The 14,780-nt window shown below is 56.5% G+C and carries 6 protein-coding genes, 1 tRNA gene, 3 rRNA genes and 1 pseudogene; 5 read left to right on the top strand and 6 right to left on the bottom strand.

The features are described from left to right. Positions 1 to 33 precede the first annotated feature (33 nt). The 3 genes from pat to BJP61_RS06210 all read left to right on the top strand — a co-directional run bounded on the left by pat (position 34) and on the right by BJP61_RS06210 (position 4,539). Complete coding sequence (gene pat / locus BJP61_RS06220; protein ID WP_171999260.1) at positions 34 to 2,694, top strand: protein lysine acetyltransferase; 2,661 nt, start codon at positions 34 to 36, stop codon at positions 2,692 to 2,694. A 112-nt stretch (positions 2,695 to 2,806) separates the two neighbouring features. Then, positions 2,807 to 4,162, top strand: a complete 1,356-nt coding sequence (gene pssA / locus BJP61_RS06215) for a CDP-diacylglycerol--serine O-phosphatidyltransferase (protein WP_171998007.1) — start codon at positions 2,807 to 2,809, stop codon at positions 4,160 to 4,162. Positions 4,163 to 4,215: 53 nt separating this feature from the next. Then, positions 4,216 to 4,539, top strand: a complete 324-nt coding sequence (locus BJP61_RS06210; RefSeq protein WP_038861281.1) for a YfiM family lipoprotein — start codon at positions 4,216 to 4,218, stop codon at positions 4,537 to 4,539. Here the strand turns inward: BJP61_RS06210 and BJP61_RS06205 are convergent. Both BJP61_RS06205 and BJP61_RS06200 read right to left on the bottom strand, forming a co-directional pair. Next, positions 4,536 to 5,837 carry an MFS transporter gene (locus BJP61_RS06205; protein WP_171998006.1) on the bottom strand — a complete coding sequence of 434 codons (1,302 nt, stop codon included), beginning with the start codon at positions 5,835 to 5,837 and terminating at the stop codon, positions 4,536 to 4,538. The genes BJP61_RS06210 and BJP61_RS06205 overlap by 4 nt on opposite strands. Positions 5,838 to 5,960: 123 nt before the next feature. Next, on the bottom strand, positions 5,961 to 6,416 hold the full coding sequence (locus BJP61_RS06200; protein WP_075194089.1) for a DUF4385 domain-containing protein: 456 nt from the start codon (positions 6,414 to 6,416) through the stop codon (positions 5,961 to 5,963). Positions 6,417 to 6,571: 155 nt separating this feature from the next. Between BJP61_RS06200 and BJP61_RS06195 the strand changes: the two genes are divergently transcribed. Beyond that, complete coding sequence (locus BJP61_RS06195) at positions 6,572 to 8,368, top strand: thiamine pyrophosphate-requiring protein (RefSeq protein WP_171998005.1); 1,797 nt, start codon at positions 6,572 to 6,574, stop codon at positions 8,366 to 8,368. 649 nt (positions 8,369 to 9,017) lie between these two features. Next, positions 9,018 to 9,188, top strand: a pseudogene (locus BJP61_RS06190) (amino acid ABC transporter ATP-binding protein); the annotation flags it as partial. A 182-nt stretch (positions 9,189 to 9,370) separates the two neighbouring features. On the opposite strand, the gene rrf reads toward BJP61_RS06190, so the two are convergent. The 4 genes from rrf to BJP61_RS06170 form a co-directional block, all read right to left on the bottom strand. Further along, positions 9,371 to 9,486: ribosomal RNA gene (gene rrf, locus BJP61_RS06185) — 5S ribosomal RNA — on the bottom strand. A 93-nt stretch (positions 9,487 to 9,579) separates the two neighbouring features. After that, a 23S ribosomal RNA gene (locus tag BJP61_RS06180) occupies positions 9,580 to 12,483 on the bottom strand. A 202-nt stretch (positions 12,484 to 12,685) separates the two neighbouring features. Continuing rightward, positions 12,686 to 12,760, bottom strand: a tRNA-Glu gene (locus BJP61_RS06175). A gap of 86 nt (positions 12,761 to 12,846) precedes the next feature. Then, positions 12,847 to 14,388: ribosomal RNA gene (locus tag BJP61_RS06170) — 16S ribosomal RNA — on the bottom strand. The 16S, 23S and 5S rRNA genes sit together here with 1 tRNA gene alongside, the layout of an rRNA operon. Between the last annotated feature and the right edge of the window lie 392 nt (positions 14,389 to 14,780).

Here is a 14,780-nt window from a genome sequence, read left to right as displayed (position 1 = left end):
AATCATCTGTTCACTTCGACGCCGGAGGAAATGATGAGCCAACGTGGCCTGGAAGCGCTGTTACGCCCCAAATCTATCGCCGTGGTCGGCGCCTCGATGAAACCCGACCGAGCCGGTTTTCTGATGATGCGTAATCTGCTGGCGGGCGGTTTCAGCGGGCCGATTCTGCCAGTGACGCCTGCCTGGAAGGCGGTCTGCGGCGTACTGGCCTGGCCGGATATCGCAAGCCTGCCGTTTACGCCCGATCTGGCCGTGCTCTGCACCCATGCAAAGCGCAACCTGGCGCTGCTGGAGGCGCTCGGCGAAAAAGGCTGCAAAACCTGCCTGGTGCTCTCATCGCCGCCGGAACAACATGCCGGACTGCTGGCCTGCGCGGCGCGCTTTCAGATGCGGCTGCTCGGCCCGAACAGCTTAGGCCTGCTGGCGCCGTGGCAGGGTCTTAACGCAAGCTTTTCACCCGTGCCTATCCGTAAAGGCAAGCTCGCGTTTATTTCGCAATCCGCCGCCGTCTCCAATACCATTCTCGACTGGGCGCAGCAGCGCCAGCTCGGTTTTTCGTGGTTTATCGCGCTTGGCGACAGCCTGGATATCGACGTCGACGAACTGCTGGATTATCTGGCGCGTGACAGCAAAACCAGCGCCATTCTCCTCTACCTTGAACACCTGAGCGACGCCCGGCGCTTTGTCTCCGCCGCGCGCAGCGCCTCGCGCAACAAGCCCATTCTGGTGATTAAGAGCGGCCGCAGTCCGAGCGCGCGCCGTCTGCTGAATACCCCCGCCGGGCTCGACGCCGCCTGGGACGCCGCTATCCAGCGCGCCGGCCTGCTGCGCGTGCAGGACACGCACGAACTCTTCTCGGCCGTGGAAACGCTAAGCCATATGCGCCCGTTGCGCGGCGAGCGGCTGATGATTGTCAGTAACGGCGCAGCGCCTGCCGCGCTGGCGCTGGATGAACTCTGGTTACGCCAGGGCAAACTCGCCGCCCTGGACGACGCTCTGCTGGCCCGCCTGCAACAGGCGCTGCCGGAGGGCATTCAGGCCGATAACCCGCTCGATCTGCGTGACGACGCGACGCCCGCACGTTATCTGAAAGCCATCGAAGCGCTGCTGGAGAGTCACGATTTCGACGCGCTGATGGTGATCCACTCCCCCAGCGCCGCCGCGCCCGGCAGCGAAAGCGCCCGCGCGTTAATCGAGCTTTTCAACCGTCACCCGCGCGGAAAATATGTCACGCTCATCACTAACTGGGGCGGCGAGTTTTCGTCTCAGGAGGCGCGACATCTCTTTAGCGAGGCCGGCATTCCGACCTATCGCACGCCGGAAGGCGCGGTCACCGCGTTTATGCATATGGTCGAGTACCGCCGTAACCAGAAACAGCTGCGTGAAACCCCGGCGCTGCCGGCGACGCTGACGGTGGATACTGCCCAGGCGCACCGGCTGTTGCAGCAGGCATGTTCCGAGGGCGTAACGCAACTCGATACCCATGAAGTGCGCCCGATCCTTGAAGCCTACGGCCTGCAAACGCTGCCGACCTGGATTGCCGGCGACAGCGCGGAGGCGGTGCATATCGCCGGTCAGATCGGTTATCCGGTGGCGCTGAAGCTGCGCTCGCCGGATATTGCGCATAAATCCGAAGTGCAGGGGGTGATGCTCTACCTGCGCACTGCTCATGAGGTCCAGCGCGCGGCGGACGCGATGCTGGATCGGGTGAAAATGGCATGGCCGCAGGCGCGTATTCACGGCCTGCTGGTGCAGAGTATGGCGAATCGCGCTGGCGCCCAGGAATTGCGGGTGGTAGTGGAGCATGACCCGGTCTTCGGCCCGCTGATTATGCTGGGCGAAGGCGGCGTAGAGTGGCGCCCCGAAGAGCAAGCCGCGGTGGCGCTGCCGCCGCTGAATATGAATCTGGCGCGCTATCTGGTGATTCAGGCGATCAAGAGCGGCAAAATCCGCGGACGCAGCGCGCTGCGCCCGCTGGATATTCCCGGCTTAAGCCAGCTACTGGTGCGGGTTTCCAATCTGGTGGTGGATTGCCCGGAGATTGCGCGGCTGGATATTCATCCGCTGCTGGCCGCAGGCGGCGATTTCACCGCGCTCGACGTCACCCTGCAACTGGCGCCCTTTAGCGGAGACGCGGACGCGCGCCTGGCGGTGCGCCCCTATCCTCACCGTCTGGAAGAGTGGGTGGCGCTGAAAAACGGCGAGCGCTGTCTGTTCCGCCCGATCCTTCCTGAAGATGAGCCGCAGCTGCAACGCTTTATCTCGCAGGTGACGAAAGAGGATCTTTATTACCGTTACTTTAGCGAGATCAATGAATTTACCCATGATGATTTAGCCAATATGACCCAGATCGACTACGATCGAGAAATGGCCTTTGTGGCGGTCCGTCAGCGGGCGGACGGCGAGGAGATCATCGGCGTGACTCGCGCGATTTCCGATCCGGATAATATCGATGCGGAGTTCGCAGTGCTGGTGCGCTCCGATTTAAAAGGGCTCGGGCTGGGGCGTCGGCTGCTGGAAAAACTGATCGCCTATACCCGCGATCACGGGCTTTCGCGACTCAACGGCATTACGATGCCGCATAATCAGGGGATGGTGGCGCTGGCCCGCAAGCTTGGGTTTAGCGTCGATATTCAGCTGGATGAAGGCATCGTCGGGCTGAGTCTGGCGCTGACAAAACCCGCGGGTTCATGAGTAAGGTACTGGAAATGTTGACCACATTTTTGGACAGTAATGGTATTATCGTCCGCTTCCGTCGTCTGCATTGCACAGAAGACCATCTACTTCAGAGAAGATATGCACTGTGATGTTGTCAAAATTTAAACGCAACAAACATCAACAACACCTTGCCCAACTACCGAAGCTTTCTCAGTCAGTTGATGATGTCGCGTTCTATTTCTCCCCTGCCGATTTCCGCAAAACACTGCTGGAAAAGATAGCCACGGCGACCACGCGTATCTGCATTATCGCGCTCTACCTTGAGCAGGACGATGGCGGTAAAGGCGTGATGTCGGCGCTGTATGAAGCCAAACGCCAGCGCCCTGAGCTGGACATCAGCGTGCTGGTGGACTGGCATCGCGCGCAGCGTGGACGTATCGGCGTTGAGGCCTCGAACACCAATGCCGACTGGTACTGCCGCATGGCGCAGGAAAACCCAGGCATCAGCGTGCCGGTTTACGGCGTGCCGGTAAATACCCGTGAAGCGCTGGGCGTGCTGCATTACAAAGGCTTTATTATCGATGACAGCGTGTTTTACAGCGGCGCCAGCCTGAACGACGTTTATCTGCACCAGCACGATAAATACCGCTATGACCGCTACCACTTTATCCGTAACGCAAAGCTTGCCGACGTGATGCATGACTGGGTGCGCCACCAGCTGGTAAACGGCCACGCGGTGAACCGCCTGGATAATCCGGATCGCCCGAAAAGCCCGGAAATCAAAAACGATATTCGCCAGTTCCGTCAGACGCTCCGCGACGCCGCTTACCACTTCCAGGGCGATGCCGATAACGAACAGCTTGCCGTCACGCCGCTGGTGGGCCTCGGCAAATCGAGCCCGTTGAATAAAGCGATATTTCATCTGATGCCCTGCGCCGAAGAGAAGCTGGTCATCTGCACGCCGTACTTTAATCTGCCTGCGGTGCTGGTAAGCAATATCATTGCGCTGCTGCGCGACGGCAAGAAAGTGGAAATTATCGTCGGCGATAAAACCGCGAACGACTTTTACATCCCCGAAGATCAGCCGTTTAAGATAATTGGCGCGCTGCCGTATCTTTATGAGATTAACCTGCGCCGCTTCTTAAGCCGCCTGCAATATTACGTTAATACCGATCAGCTGGTGGTGCGCCTGTGGAAAGATGGCGATAACAGTTACCACCTGAAAGGCATGTGGGTGGATAACGAGTGGATGCTGCTGACCGGCAACAACCTGAACCCGCGCGCCTGGCGTCTCGATCTGGAAAACGCGATCCTTATCCACGATCCGAAGCAGGAGCTGGCCGCGAAGCGCGACCACGAGCTGGAGACCATCCGCACGCACACGACGGTGGTAAAACACTATCGCGATCTGCAAAGCATTGCCGATTATCCGGTGAAAGTGCGCAAGCTTATCCGTCGCCTGCGCCGTATCCGTATCGATCGCCTTATTAGCCGTATTCTCTGACGTTTGTCGCTTAACGAAGCCCTGCCATGCAGGGCTTTTTTATGGAGAACGCTATGCGCGCCCTGCTATTCCCCCTCCTGTTAATGCTGTGCGGCTGTAGCCATATGGCGCAGGACAGCTGGTCCGGTCAGGACAAAGCTCAGCATTTTTTAGGTTCAGCGCTGCTTTCAGCCGCGGGTAATGAGTATGCGCAGCGCCAGGGCTATTCGCCGGACAGAGCCGCTGCGTTCGGGCTGATGTTTTCTGTCTCGCTCGGCGTGGGTAAAGAAGGGTGGGACAGCCGCCCGGCAGGGAGCGGCTGGAGCTGGAAAGATCTGGCGTGGGATGTGGCGGGCGCGAGCGCGGGATACGCCGTCTGGCAGATGGCGGCACATTAAAGCCGCATGCCTTTTCCTTTCCGATGGAGCTTCAGCGACACCAGAAACGCAACGGCGCCCATTGCCGAGACGTACCAGAAAAAGGCGGTCTCAGAACCGAGTGCTTTAAGCGACAGCGCCACATATTCCGCCGAGCCGCCAAACAGTGCGTTGGCGATAGCGTAAGAGAGCCCGACGCCGAGCGCACGAACCTGCGCCGGGAACATTTCTGCCTTAACGATGCCGCTGATGGACGTATAAAAACTCACGATCAGCAGCGCCAGCATTACCAGTCCAAACGCGGCCAGTGGCGAACTGACATTTTGCAGCGCCATCAGAATCGGTACGGTGCAGAGCGTGGCAAGCGCGCTGAAGCAGAGCATCGAGCTGCGCCGGCCAATGCGGTCAGAAAGCGCGCCAAAGAGCGGCTGTAACAGCATGAACGCAAAAAGCGCGCCGGTCATCACCATACTCGCCGTGTTTGCATGCATTCCCGCCGTATTGACGAGATACTTCTGCATATAAGTGGTAAACGTGTAGAAACTCAGCGAGCCCGCAGCGGTAAACCCGAGCACCATGATAAATGCCCGACGGTTGCGCCAGAGCCCTTTCATCGAGCCCGCTTCTTTCAGCGCGCGCGTTTCCTGCTGTGAGGTTTCATCCAGCGAGCGGCGCAGCCACAGCGCCACAATCGCCAGCACCGCGCCGAGCGCGAACGGAATACGCCAGCCCCAGGCGCGCAGATCGGCATCCGGCAGGATCTGTTGCAGTACCACAACGACCAGCAGCGCCATTAACTGCCCACCAATCAGTGTGACGTACTGAAAAGACGCGTAGAACCCTTTGCGCCCTTCGATAGCCACTTCACTCATATAGGTCGCGCTGGTGCCATACTCCCCGCCGACCGACAATCCCTGGAACAAACGCGCCAGTAACAGCAGCAGCGGCGCCCAGGTGCCGATTACCGCATAGCCTGGCAGACAGGCAATCACCAGCGAGCCAAAGCACATCATACAGACCGAGATCAGCATTGAGGTTTTACGGCCATGCTTATCGGCGATATAGCCAAATAACCAGCCGCCGATGGGCCGCATCAGAAACCCTGCCGCGAAGATGCCCGCGGTTTGCAGCAACTGCGTTGTGCTGTTGTCCGAGGGAAAGAAAATATGCGCGAAATAGAGTGAACAGAAGGAATAGACATAGAAATCGAACCACTCCACCAGATTCCCTGATGAGGCGCCGACAATTGCCCAGACCCGACGCCGGGTATCGCTGGAGGTCAAAGACGGCTTGTCCGTCCGGGCCGTGGTTTCAGTCATGTCTTTCTCCTTGTTCTGCCCCAGCGCACGAAGGGAGCCAGGGCAAGCTGCGGGCATTAAAGAATTATAATGTTAATCGCATGTTAACAAAATTTAGATAAGGGAGCGGCGATTTTGTGGCGCTTACCCCCATTTTTCCTGATGCGCCTTTTTGCGCCGCAGGTAATCTTCATCTGCCCGAATGCGATCCCACCAGCCTTTAAAAACGGTCGCCGCGGCCGCTTTTACCGGATCATTGCCACGAGGGTTGAGATTGCGGTCTTCATCGTACTTTTTACCCCCTTTGTAGTTGGCGTAGCGCCGGGCGCGGGTGTAACCCATCTGAATAAATTTGCGTGCCATATCCATCCCGACAAAATCGTCTTTCTCCCGGTAGGCTTCAAACAGCTCATAGATTTTCTCTGCCGAGACTCTGGCGCTCTCCTCATCTTTGTAACGCCAGTAGGGAAGGATTTCACTTTTATAGGGTTCAACCAGCAGCACACCCTGCTCGCCGCGCCCGACCTGGTAACGTTCAGGGTGCGCGCGAAAGTCGATACTGGCGAAGTCCTGCTCGTAATCAAACGATTTGGTGGCCACGTAAACCTCCTTCTTTTGCGACTCGTATAACCATAGCAGGCTTCAGAGAACTCCCGCTTTTCGCGGACAGCCGGGAAGTGGACTACCCTTCAACAGGTTACCTTTCGAGCGCAGCTCAGGCTTATGCGCACACTCACCTGACGCGAGGCACGATAATGACCAAAAAGACGAGCGACTTTTTTGTAGAACGACTCAAAGCGTGGGGCGTCACCCGCATTTATGGCTATCCGGGCGACGGGATTAACGGCGTGCTTGGCGCTTTGCAGCGCGCCGATAAAGCTGGCGATGGTATCGAATTTATCCAGGTACGCCATGAAGAAATGGCGGCATTCATGGCCTGCGCCCATGCAAAGTTCACCGGCGAGCCGGGTGTCTGCCTGTCGACCGGCGGACCGGGCGCCACACATTTACTGACCGGCCTGTATGACGCGCGCATGGATCATATGCCGGTCATTGCCATCGCAGGCCAGGCGGAAGTGACGGCGCGCGGCGCGACCTATCAGCAGGAACTGAATCTGGATCGCGTGTTCAGCGACGTAGCAAGCTTCGTTCAGGAGGCCGCAACCCCTGCACAGTTGCGCCACCTGGTGGATCGCGGTGTGCGGATCGCCAAAGCGAATAATGGCGTGACGGTGCTGATCCTGCCAAAAGATGTGCAGGATGAGCCGTGGCAGGAGCCAGAGCACGCGCACGGCTTTACGCATTCCGGGCCAGGCTATCAGCGTCCGCATATTATTCCTCATCAGTACGATCTCCAGCGCGCCGCAGATATTCTTAACGACGGCAAAAAAGTCGCGATCCTGATTGGCGCCGGGGCGCGTGAAGCGGCCGTGGAGGTGGTTCAGGCGGCGAATCTGCTCGGCGCAGGGGTAGCCAAAGCCCTGCTCGGCAAGGATGTGCTGCCGGATGACGTGCCCTTCGTGACCGGGTGTATTGGACTGCTCGGCACCGAGCCGTCGTGGGATCTGATGCAGGGCTGCGATACGCTTCTGATGATAGGCACTGGGTTCCCGTGGGCGGAATTTCTGCCGAAAGAAGGCCAGGCGCGGGCGGTGCAAATCGATGTCGATGCCTCAATGCTTGGCCTGCGTTACCCCACGGAAGTCAATCTGCACGGTGACGCCGCCAGTACGTTACAGGCGCTACTGCCACTGCTGAAGCGCAAAGAAGACCGCAGCTGGCAGGAGAAGATCGCCGTCTCGGTACAGGCGTGGTGGGAGAAAATGGAAGAACGCGCAATGGCAAAAGCGAGCCCGGTCAATCCACAGCGTGTGGTGTGGGAAATGTCGCCGCTGCTGCCGGATAACGCGATTGTGTCGTCAGACTCCGGCTCCTGCGCTAACTGGTTCGCGCGGGATTTTCGCATTAAACAAGGGCAGAGGGCGTCCCTTTCCGGCGGCCTCGCCTGTATGGGCGCCGCCGTGCCGTATGCCATCGCCGCGAAATTCGCTTTCCCGGAAAAACCCGTCGTGGCGCTGGTTGGCGATGGCGCGATGCAGATGAATAACATGGCGGAGCTGATCACTATCCAGAAATACTGGCAGCGCTGGTCCGATCCCCGTTTGATTGTCTGCGTGTTCAATAATCAGGATCTGAACCAGGTGACGTGGGAGCAGCGTATCATGGAAGCCAACCCGCGCTTCGCCGCAACGCAGGATGTTCCGGACGTGCCTTACGCAAAGTTTGCGCAGTCGCTCGGGCTGAAAGGCATTTATGTCGATGATCCGGAGCAGTTACAGGCCGCATGGCAGGAAGCGCTGACCGCTGACCGTCCGGTCGTGCTGGAAGTGAAAACCGACCCGGAAGTGGCGCCGCTACCGCCGCACATCAGTTTCGCTCAGGCTAAAGGATTTATGTCATCCATGGCGAAAGGCGACCGCGGTACTGGTAAAGTACTCGCCGATACGGCGCACCAGGTACTGAGTACCGTCCTGCCGGGTAAAAAATCGTAACGGGATGGCTCCTCAGGCGGCTGGGGAGCCTTTTATGATTACTTGCTCAGCAATCTTTGTAGCCTTCGTTGCTGCCAGTGCACGATCCCATGCAACAAGAACAAACGAAGCCCTTCAACAGTAATAACCCACCCCAGAGAGCGAGCAGTGGCTTTCCGGCGCCATATAGCCGTTAAGCAGGAAAAGCGCGCCGCAGACGCTAAGTGAGGCTCCGGTAAAAATGAGGCTCTTCGTCGAGCCGCTGGCGGCAAGCGTTAACGTACATTCAGCGGGCCCGCGGCGCTGAGCGGCTCGTTGGTTAGTGCTTCAGTGCGGATTTCAAAGACGGCGGCCAGTGCGCTTGAGGTTCCAGCGATGGCGGCTCGCCTTTCTCGCTGCGTTGAAGGGGGCGTACGCTAACCGAAACGAGTTCTGCCAGTTGTTCCTGCGACCAGGCGTGAACGAGCCGAAGCGCGCGAACAACTGCATGTCTTTGGGCTTTGATATGAGACTGTAATGGACAGTATTACGCCCTGAGTGCTCTGGCCGCCACGACATAACCCCGACAGCGTGGCGACAGATGGCTGACGCGGCATTCAGGGCTAAATAACCACAGGCCGTTGTAGTAAGGGGGGCAGCTTTACTGATTATGAGGTGACCGGGGAGATGCGGCATGGTCCGGCTGTGCGTGACGCACGAAATAGGGTTTGCGGGAACGGTTGCCGACCGGGTTAGCTTTATGGATCGCGGCGAGATTGTGGAAGCGGCGCCGCCACAGAAGCACTTTTTCAGCCCGCGTTCAGAACGTGCCCGCGCGTTTCTCGCTCAGGTTATTCACTGAGATAACCCTTTCACTGATTCACCACGCTCGCCTGAGCGGGATTTTTTAATAATCAGCTAAGTACGAAAAGCAGGGCGCGGCAGCATGAAAGAAAGCGCCGGTGAGGGAGGTGATGCGGAGTGCTGGCGGGAGAAAACAAAAAAGCCCCATGCTTTCGCATGAGGCTTTTCCGTTTGTTTGATGCCTGGCAGTTCCCTACTCTCGCATGGGGAGGCCCCACACTACCATCGGCGCTACGGCGTTTCACTTCTGAGTTCGGCATGGGGTCAGGTGGGACCACCGCGCTACAGCCGCCAGGCAAATTCTGTCCGTCCACCGCATACCGCCATGAACGTTTATCCGTCACAAGCTGAATATCATCTCTCAACACGCCAGACTTCTTTGGCGTTGTAAGGTTAAGCCTCACGGTTCATTAGTACCGGTTAGCTCAACGCATCGCTGCGCTTACACACCCGGCCTATCAACGTCGTCGTCTTCAACGTTCCTTCAGGAGACTTAAAGTCTCAGGGAGAACTCATCTCGGGGCAAGTTTCGTGCTTAGATGCTTTCAGCACTTATCTCTTCCGCATTTAGCTACCGGGCAGTGCCATTGGCATGACAACCCGAACACCAGTGATGCGTCCACTCCGGTCCTCTCGTACTGGGAGCAGCCCCCCTCAATTCTCCAGCGCCCACGGCAGATAGGGACCGAACTGTCTCACGACGTTCTAAACCCAGCTCGCGTACCACTTTAAATGGCGAACAGCCATACCCTTGGGACCTACTTCAGCCCCAGGATGTGATGAGCCGACATCGAGGTGCCAAACACCGCCGTCGATATGAACTCTTGGGCGGTATCAGCCTGTTATCCCCGGAGTACCTTTTATCCGTTGAGCGATGGCCCTTCCATACAGAACCACCGGATCACTATGACCTGCTTTCGCACCTGCTCGAGCCGTCACTCTCGCAGTCAAGCCAGCTTATGCCATTGCACTAACCTCCTGATGTCCGACCAGGATTAGCTGACCTTCGTGCTCCTCCGTTACACTTTGGGAGGAGACCGCCCCAGTCAAACTACCCACCAGACACTGTCCCCACGCCAGATTATGGCGCCAGGTTAGAACATCAAACATTAAAGGGTGGTATTTCAAGGTTGGCTCCACGCAGACTGGCGTCCACGCTTCAAAGCCTCCCACCTATCCTACACATCAAGGCTCAATGTTCAGTGTCAAGCTGTAGTAAAGGTTCACGGGGTCTTTCCGTCTTGCCGCGGGTACACTGCATCTTCACAGCGAGTTCAATTTCACTGAGTCTCGGGTGGAGACAGCCTGGCCATCATTACGCCATTCGTGCAGGTCGGAACTTACCCGACAAGGAATTTCGCTACCTTAGGACCGTTATAGTTACGGCCGCCGTTTACCGGGGCTTCGATCAGGAGCTTCTCTTGCGATAACCCCATCAATTAACCTTCCGGCACCGGGCAGGCGTCACACCGTATACGTCCACTTTCGTGTTTGCACAGTGCTGTGTTTTTAATAAACAGTTGCAGCCAGCTGGTATCTTCGACTGACTTCAGCTCCACCCGCAGGGGCTTCACCTACATGTCAGCGTGCCTTCTCCCGAAGTTACGGCACCATTTTGCCTAGTTCCTTCACCCGAGTTCTCTCAAGCGCCTTGGTATTCTCTACCTGACCACCTGTGTCGGTTTGGGGTACGATTTCGTGTTACCTGATGCTTAGAGGCTTTTCCTGGAAGCAGGGCATTTATTGCTTCAGCACCGTAGTGCCTCGTCATCACGCCTCAGTGTTAAAGATAACCGGATTTGCCTGGTCATCACACCTACACGCTTAAACCGGGGCAACCGTCGCCCGGCCAACATAGCCTTCTCCGTCCCCCCTTCGCAGTAACACCAAGTACAGGAATATTAACCTGTTTCCCATCGACTACGCCTTTCGGCCTCGCCTTAGGGGTCGACTCACCCTGCCCCGATTAACGTTGGACAGGAACCCTTGGTCTTCCGGCGAGCGGGCTTTTCACCCGCTTTATCGTTACTTATGTCAGCATTCGCACTTCTGATACCTCCAGCATGCCTCACAGCACACCTTCGCAGGCTTACAGAACGCTCCCCTACCCAACAACACACAGTGTCGCTGCCGCAGCTTCGGTGCATGGTTTAGCCCCGTTACATCTTCCGCGCAGGCCGACTCGACCAGTGAGCTATTACGCTTTCTTTAAATGATGGCTGCTTCTAAGCCAACATCCTGGCTGTCTGGGCCTTCCCACATCGTTTCCCACTTAACCATGACTTTGGGACCTTAGCTGGCGGTCTGGGTTGTTTCCCTCTTCACGACGGACGTTAGCACCCGCCGTGTGTCTCCCGTGATAACATTCTTCGGTATTCGCAGTTTGCATCGGGTTGGTAAGCCGGGATGGCCCCCTAGCCGAAACAGTGCTCTACCCCCGAAGATGAATTCACGAGGCGCTACCTAAATAGCTTTCGGGGAGAACCAGCTATCTCCCGGTTTGATTGGCCTTTCACCCCCAGCCACAGGTCATCCGCTAATTTTTCAACATTAGTCGGTTCGGTCCTCCAGTTAGTGTTACCCAACCTTCAACCTGCCCATGGCTAGATCACCGGGTTTCGGGTCTATACCCTGCAACTTAACGCCCGGTTAAGACTCGGTTTCCCTTCGGCTCCCCTATACGGTTAACCTTGCTACAGAATATAAGTCGCTGACCCATTATACAAAAGGTACGCAGTCACCCTCTTACGAAGGCTCCCACTGCTTGTACGTACACGGTTTCAGGTTCTGTTTCACTCCCCTCGCCGGGGTTCTTTTCGCCTTTCCCTCACGGTACTGGTTCACTATCGGTCAGTCAGGAGTATTTAGCCTTGGAGGATGGTCCCCCCATCTTCAGACAGGATATCACGTGTCCCGCCCTACTCATCGAGCTCACAGCCTGTGTGCCTTCGTGTACGGGGCTGTCACCCTGTATCGCCGGCCTTTCCAGACCGTTCCACTGACACACAAGCTGATTCAGGCTCTGGGCTGTTCCCCGTTCGCTCGCCGCTACTGGGGGAATCTCGGTTGATTTCTTTTCCTCGGGGTACTTAGATGTTTCAGTTCCCCCGGTTCGCCTCACAGCACTATGTATTCATGCTGAGATAGTGCAACGAATTGCACTGGGTTTCCCCATTCGGACATCGCCGGTTATAACGGTTCATATCACCTTACCGGCGCTTTTCGCAGATTAGCACGTCCTTCATCGCCTCTGACTGCCAGGGCATCCACCGTGTACGCTTGTTCGCTTAACCTCACAACCCGAAGAAGTCTTCGTGCTGCGAGTTTGAGAGACTCTGACACACCGCGCATTCCCTGTTTACGGAAGAATGCAGCAGCATGTCTGTTTCAATTTTCAGCTTGTTCCGGATTGTTAAAGAGCAAATATCTCAAACGTGACTTAACAGTCAGTTTTGAGATATCGGTTGGTTGTGTCTTTCACCCACACCCAGCAAGTGGCGTCCCCTAGGGGATTCGAACCCCTGTTGCCGCCGTGAAAGGGCGGAGTCCTAACCGCTAGACGAAGGGGACACAGCGTGTCACGACTTCGCAGCCGTCTTGCTTCTTTACTTTCTATCAGACAATCTGTGTGAGCACGCGAGGTTGTATCTTGCAGGTAAGGAGGTGATCCAACCGCAGGTTCCCCTACGGTTACCTTGTTACGACTTCACCCCAGTCATGAATCACAAAGTGGTAAGCGCCCTCCCGAAGGTTAAGCTACCTACTTCTTTTGCAACCCACTCCCATGGTGTGACGGGCGGTGTGTACAAGGCCCGGGAACGTATTCACCGTGGCATTCTGATCCACGATTACTAGCGATTCCGACTTCATGGAGTCGAGTTGCAGACTCCAATCCGGACTACGACGCACTTTATGAGGTCCGCTTGCTCTCGCGAGGTCGCTTCTCTTTGTATGCGCCATTGTAGCACGTGTGTAGCCCTGGTCGTAAGGGCCATGATGACTTGACGTCATCCCCACCTTCCTCCGGTTTATCACCGGCAGTCTCCTTTGAGTTCCCACCATCACGTGCTGGCAACAAAGGATAAGGGTTGCGCTCGTTGCGGGACTTAACCCAACATTTCACAACACGAGCTGACGACAGCCATGCAGCACCTGTCTCAGAGTTCCCGAAGGCACTCCCGCATCTCTGCAGGATTCTCTGGATGTCAAGACCAGGTAAGGTTCTTCGCGTTGCATCGAATTAAACCACATGCTCCACCGCTTGTGCGGGCCCCCGTCAATTCATTTGAGTTTTAACCTTGCGGCCGTACTCCCCAGGCGGTCGACTTAACGCGTTAGCTCCGGAAGCCACGCCTCAAGGGCACAACCTCCAAGTCGACATCGTTTACGGCGTGGACTACCAGGGTATCTAATCCTGTTTGCTCCCCACGCTTTCGCACCTGAGCGTCAGTCTTCGTCCAGGGGGCCGCCTTCGCCACCGGTATTCCTCCAGATCTCTACGCATTTCACCGCTACACCTGGAATTCTACCCCCTCTACGAGACTCAAGCCTGCCAGTTTCGGATGCAGTTCCCAGGTTGAGCCCGGGGATTTCACATCCGACTTGACAGACCGCCTGCGTGCGCTTTACGCCCAGTAATTCCGATTAACGCTTGCACCCTCCGTATTACCGCGGCTGCTGGCACGGAGTTAGCCGGTGCTTCTTCTGCGAGTAACGTCAATGGCCAAGGTTATTAACCTTAACCCCTTCCTCCTCGCTGAAAGTACTTTACAACCCGAAGGCCTTCTTCATACACGCGGCATGGCTGCATCAGGCTTGCGCCCATTGTGCAATATTCCCCACTGCTGCCTCCCGTAGGAGTCTGGACCGTGTCTCAGTTCCAGTGTGGCTGGTCATCCTCTCAGACCAGCTAGGGATCGTCGCCTAGGTGAGCCGTTACCCCACCTACTAGCTAATCCCATCTGGGCACATCTGATGGCATGAGGCCCGAAGGTCCCCCACTTTGGTCTTGCGACGTTATGCGGTATTAGCTACCGTTTCCAGTAGTTATCCCCCTCCATCAGGCAGTTTCCCAGACATTACTCACCCGTCCGCCACTCGTCAGCAAAGCAGCAAGCTGCTTTCTGTTACCGTTCGACTTGCATGTGTTAGGCCTGCCGCCAGCGTTCAATCTGAGCCATGATCAAACTCTTCAATTAAAGTTTGATGCTCAAAGAATTAAACTGTTAGTTCGTAATGAATTAACTGTTGTTCACTTGAGACTTGATATTCGTTTATCGTCCGAAGACGTTAAGATATCAGCGCCCCGAGTGCCCACACAGATTGTCTGATAAATTGTTAAAGAGCGGTGCGACGCGGCTTTCAGCCTGCTGTCGCGAGGTGGCGTATATTACGCTTTCCTCTTTCAGAGTCAAGCGTTTATTTTCGCTTTCGTCTGCCTGACGGGCCGGCTCGCTTGCCGTTGTGCCGTGTCAGTGGAGGCGCATTATAGGGAGTAATCAGAATCTGACAAGAGGTAATTTGAAAAAAGTTTCTGACCGTTCACTTTCCAGGCAATGCGTATAAAGAACGACCATAATCGCCTAGTTTA

Origin of the sequence: Cronobacter sp. JZ38, assembly GCF_008932145.1 — a bacterium.
GTDB lineage: Bacteria > Pseudomonadota > Gammaproteobacteria > Enterobacterales > Enterobacteriaceae > Cronobacter > Cronobacter muytjensii.
The sequence above is the reverse complement of the archived record's forward strand: the minus strand, read 5'-3'. Positions and strand labels throughout refer to the sequence as shown.